2 protein-coding genes are annotated in these 770 nt (G+C 50.0%); one reads left to right on the top strand and one right to left on the bottom strand.

Features of this window, described 5'->3' with window-relative positions; translation table 11 throughout:
- Positions 1-83 precede the first annotated feature (83 nt).
- On the bottom strand, positions 84-248 hold the full coding sequence (locus J9893_RS20285) for a hypothetical protein (protein ID WP_164882878.1): 165 nt from the start codon (positions 246-248) through the stop codon (positions 84-86).
- A gap of 301 nt (positions 249-549) precedes the next feature.
- On the opposite strand from J9893_RS20285, the gene J9893_RS20290 reads away from it, so the two are divergent.
- On the top strand, positions 550-770 hold a 221-nt coding region (locus J9893_RS20290), incomplete at its 3' end, for an NnrS family protein (RefSeq protein WP_210621937.1).

Here is a 770-nt window from a genome sequence, read left to right on the forward strand (position 1 = left end):
GCATGTGTTAGGCCTGCCGCCAGCGTTCAATCTGAGCCATGATCAAACTCTTCAATTTAAGTTTGGTTGCTTCGAAAAGCGGCTCAATGAATTGCTGAATTAACTGCTGCAACTTTCGTTGCTTTGGTCACTTCATCAGACATTGATATCAAAAATTGTTTTTGATGCTCGATGCTGTGAGTGCCCACACAGATTGCTTGATTCAAATTGTTAAAGAGCGTCACGCTTGTCGCGTTGAGGATGCGCATCTTACGCTCCTCACTTCGAAAGTCAAGCGGTTGTTTTCGCTTTTCTTTCGGCGCCCACTTCGCTAGGAAGCTGGCTCATCAGTTCGGCGTGGTCCGCCGTGCTGGTAGGGGCGCATTATAGGGAGCCGCGCCGGGATGACAAGGGCTTTTTCACCGAGAAGAACCGTTCGCTCAGATATGCAGCAAAGCGGTTCTGTTTCGTTCGCGTCACCACCATTTCGGGCTGTCATTGGATTTAAATTGAACATTTGAAAAGCCACTTTATAATTGGCTTTTCAAATGTTCAATTAAGGTTTCATTCATGCACCAGATCCTGGATAGCCGCAAAGAGGAGAGAATCGTTCCTCTGTTCCGCCTCGGGTTTCGGCCTTTCTTCCTGTTTGGCGCCTTGTTCTCGGCTTTGGCGATGCTGGGCTGGCTGGGGCAACTCAACGGCTGGTTCGCTCTGCCCGGGATTAGCAACCCCATCTGGTGGCATGCACATGAAATGTTGTTCGGCTTTGGTGCCGCCATAGTGGCGGG

This window comes from Aeromonas sp. MaB10011B (assembly GCF_017939325.1).
GTDB lineage: Bacteria > Pseudomonadota > Gammaproteobacteria > Enterobacterales > Aeromonadaceae > Aeromonas > Aeromonas caviae.